This is a genomic window from Candidatus Schmidhempelia bombi str. Bimp (genome assembly GCF_000471645.3).
Classification (GTDB): domain Bacteria; phylum Pseudomonadota; class Gammaproteobacteria; order Enterobacterales; family Orbaceae; genus Utexia; species Utexia bombi.
On record NZ_AWGA01000114.1, the window covers coordinates 1 to 4,349 of the forward strand.

Below are 4,349 nucleotides of genomic sequence, written 5' to 3' on the forward strand. Positions count from 1 at the left end.
TGAATACGGCAAAACCCAGCTGAATCTGGGGCATTTAGTTGATAGTGAAAAAACAAAACGCGGTGAAGGCTTCGAGTTAAGAACCGATCAGTGGGGGGCGGTACGCGCTGCAAAAGGAATATACCTGACCACAACGGCCCAAGAGAAGGCAGCGGATCAACAGCTTGAAATGAACGATTCGGTTAAACAGATACAAAAATCGTTAGATATTTCATGTGCCTTAATCGGAAGCAGTAAAGTGGCTGGCGCACAGCCAGCAGAAATTAATGAACAGCAGGATTTATTATCAGCAACACAGCAATTACAAAAATCCACTGTTGTTATTCATGGTGAACAGGGTATCGCACACACAACACCGAAAAGTATACAAAGTGCGGCGAATGAAAATATTATCGTCACCGCGGGTAAACATGCCAGTATCAATATCTTTAAAAAACTCTCTATGGCGGCCGGTGAGATGGTATCCATTTTTGCCCACAAATTGGGCATAAAATTAATTGCCGCGTCCGGTCGTGTGCAGATTCAAGCACAATCTGATGAAATGGAACTGACCTCACAAAAAAATATGTTTATTACTAGCAGTGGCGGTAAAGTCATTCGTATCAAAGATGGCACGATTGAATTAATCGCGCCTACCAGTATTTTACAAAAAACCGCATTACTCTCCTACTCTGGCGCCGAAAGTATTAAACACGTCGTCCCTTCGTTTGCTAAAGGCAGTTTTGCTCGCAAATTTAAATTACATTTCAAGGGGTCACCCTCTCAACTATTAACCAACCACCCCTACCGTATCTACTTTAGCGATGGTAGTACCCAAGAGGGGGTAACGGATGCCAATGGCGAAACGCCACTGATCCCCATGACCGAATTAGAACAACTAAAAATAGAAATACTTGAAAAGGACTAACATATGCGGAATAAATTTCCTAATCCGAATAATACCCTTATAGAAGATGTCATGGGGTTACCCGCAACCTCCAATGACGCCATGCTCACTTGCAGTGCTGAAAAAGCAATGCCACTACCTTGTATTGTGATCTTAATTCATGGCGTAAATGATATTGGCGAAGCCTTCGGAAATTTAGATGAAAAAATCTGTGAGGGATTAAATAAGCGCTTAGGGCGTAATGACATAAAACCCAATCGTTGGCAATGGGTACAAGATACCAAGGATGATTTTTCACCCCGAATACAGATGTTAACTGAGTGGATCGATCCCGAAACAAAAGAAAAACAAAAAGGTAATTCACCGGTTATTCCATTTTATTGGGGGTACCGGCCGGTGGATATCGAGACTTACTATAAGGAGCAACAAGCCTATAAAACCCGATTAGAAAAGGGTAATCCAGAAGAGTTACCTTATGATGCGTATTGGATTGAGCAAGAAACCAAAGAGCTCGCCGAACTCTTTGAATTTGCTAAATTAAATTGTGACCATTTTGGCAACTGGCTGGATGCGGCATTTAGACGTAATGGCGGGCCATTTTCTGACGCAACCACCTGTATTCCCGATATGTATGGGCCTGGTTTGACTTCATTGACTAATTACATGGCCAAATTTGGCTCATCACTCGGCGCGAAAGCCTATGATAACCCGCATCGAATTTATATGGTGTTTGCTGCTTACCGTTTAGCTAATTTAATTAAGAAAATTAGGACAGATAAAAGATTATCACAAGCACCGGTAAATATTGTCGCCCACAGTCAAGGCACCATTATCACAATGTTAGCCAATATGATATTAGCTGAAGACGAATTTTTACCTGCCGACTGTGTGATTTTGGCACATTCCCCCTATGCCTTTGAGCCCAGTTATTTAGAAGAGCAGTCCAAAGAGTCGGGGATGGGGGTGCAGACCGCAGCGGCTCGTCTCGTCAACAAACTTTTATTAATTTTGTTCAAAAAATGAAAGATGGGCAAGCGTTAAGAAAAATAAATTATGATAAGCCAAATATTTTAATTGAAAAGGGAGTGGCATTTAAAGCCACTAACAGCGATCAGCTTACGCCATCACAACAACATTATGATTTTACGGATCCCCGCTATTGTCGTGATAATTTTGGCAAAGTCTATAACTATTTTAGCCCTAATGATCAAGTGGTTTCCCTTAATAGTGTACAGGGGATGGGCTGGCAAGGGATCCCTAATCATGTCTTTAATCGCTGCGGGGACAATTTAAGACAGCGGGTATTTAGTCATCGGGTTACCGTGGGTGACGATCCAAATAAATTTATCTGTTTTAGACCAAGCGGATCGTTTGAATTTGCCTTTCCAGCTTACCTTGATAAGAATGAATTAAAAAATCGATATATAGAGATGATCAACAAATACCATGTAGAATCAGAGCATTTTGAACGTATGATTGTCTCTTTAGATAAGAATCATTTAGCGTTAGTAAATCAACATGAGCGTCTTGTAAATGCAAGTTTTATCAGCGGCTATTACGATATTAAAAAAGATAAAATAGTGCTTACCTATAAATTGGATGAAAAGATTGTATCTGAATTAAAAAATGATGAAAAAAATTATTCGCCTTTTGAGACAGGATCGAAAGAAATTTTTAAACTTGAAACTTACACCAATGCGCGTTTTGTCGTAAAAGAAAAATTAAACATTAATGGCGAACAGGTGCCTGAGCCAATTATCTATACAGTAAGTAAAGATCTCAATAAAACAGAATTAGCAAAAGCTATCTATTATAGTGATTTATTTATTAAAAATAGGCGTTACGCTGAACTTAAACATGACTATACTTCACAGGGCAAAGCCAACGCCTACCCTAAATATCAATTTTATTATGATGGTCCAGATAGACCTATTAAATATTATAAACCTTCGATTACTTTACCCGAGTATCAAAGAGTGCTAACAAAGGATAATAGTTGGGTAGCGGCTCAAATCAAAGCACACCCAGAGTGGCAAAACGTCGATCATATCCGTTTTACTTATGATCCCTATCAATTTGAAGTGTGGTGCCTTCCTAGTGATGAGGAAATCAAGGCAAACATTTATCAAGAGATAAAAAAACAAGCCGAAAGCAAAGAAGAGAATTCGCATCATTCTGGTATTACCTTAAATGAGCAAGTTCCTTCTCATATTATGGCTTATGATCTTGCTTTAGGTGAGGTGAAAGATTGCGGTCAAGAAACCAGACAAACTTGGCAACATTTAATTCATCTTGCGGATTGGCGATCGCCTGAAAATGAAGATAGTGAAATAATAAATTATAGTCATTATGGCATATTACCCGACCAAATTAAAAAAAGTATGAATTTTTTACAAGGAAAAGTACCCGATGGGGTTGTTAATGAATTTAAACATGTTACTAGCCTTATGCAGCAAGCGACCATTGGTGCAGTAACTACAACAGTAAAGTTAATACCTCATCCAATTACTAAAAGTGTAGCGCAAGTTGCAATAACTGTTGGAGATAAAGTTTTACAATTTTATATTGACCCTAAACAACAATGGCCTCTGCCAGAGCCTGATACTAAAAGGAATACCTAAATGATTATTTTAGCTATTATATGTACTTTGATCGGCGCTGTCTTATCGATAAGGACGGTGATAAATGAACGTCCGCGCCCATGGCGTAGCGGTAGTTACTTACTGTTTATTTTTGGTCTATTAGCACTCTCACCTATTACTAATTTACGACCGCAGAAACTTACGGTACCATCACAAATTATATACCGTTTTGATGAACATCGTTATCTATTATTAACGGGGTATCGATGTCAAGGTCGCGCCTATTTTATTGATGATAAAGAGCAGATCTATTATCAGTTAGCACGCCACTCTTGGCGCGTTTATACTGAACCCTATCGACATCCAGCGAAAAACTATTTTTCAATTCCTTATTCTGACCTATCAGGTATTGAAACCTCTATTGATGGAGGCCGCTCTTTTAAAACCATACATCTAAGAAGCGGCCATAGCTTAGGTCATCATGATTCACCCCAATATGACGTGGTTAATGATCAAGCCTTTATTTTGGCAAAAAATGGGGAGCTTTATATATCAGAAGCGCCATTTGGTACCAGAACACCAGATATGTTATCTAAAAAAGAGCAGCATAGAGAAGGGGCGATTTTAGGTCGAAGTCAAATTATTCCCGATTCCATCCCACCTATACCTAGTGACTATAATGGCTGGGATAAGATGCGGTGTGATTATAATGCCAAAAGCAGTAAATTACCGGATAACCATACCGTGTTAGAGGTTTATCAGCAATTTTTAGGTACTGCTAAATAAGGAAATAACGAGATGAAACAGAAATTGAAGACGTTGTGTATTATGTTCTTGGCAGTGCCATTTGGTTTAATTATGGTTTTATCGATTTTTGCCCC

At 39.0% G+C, this 4,349-nt stretch carries 4 protein-coding genes; all 4 read left to right on the forward strand.

Annotated features, from left to right (window positions below):
- The coding region (locus O970_RS09285) for a DUF2345 domain-containing protein (protein ID WP_133459424.1) at positions 1–907 on the forward strand (907 nt) is incomplete at its 5' end.
- A 3-nt stretch (positions 908–910) separates the two neighbouring features.
- Positions 911–1,909, forward strand: a complete 999-nt coding sequence (locus tag O970_RS09290; protein WP_133459425.1) for a T6SS effector phospholipase Tle3 domain-containing protein — start codon at positions 911–913, stop codon at positions 1,907–1,909.
- Complete coding sequence (locus O970_RS09295; protein WP_133459426.1) at positions 1,906–3,507, forward strand: T6SS effector phospholipase Tle3 domain-containing protein; 1,602 nt, start codon at positions 1,906–1,908, stop codon at positions 3,505–3,507. The genes O970_RS09290 and O970_RS09295 overlap by 4 nt, the downstream gene beginning before the upstream one ends.
- Positions 3,508–4,254: a T6SS immunity protein Tli3 family protein gene (locus O970_RS09300; protein WP_133459427.1), complete on the forward strand. Its 747-nt coding sequence runs from the start codon at positions 3,508–3,510 to the stop codon at positions 4,252–4,254.
- Positions 4,255–4,349: the final 95 nt, after the last annotated feature.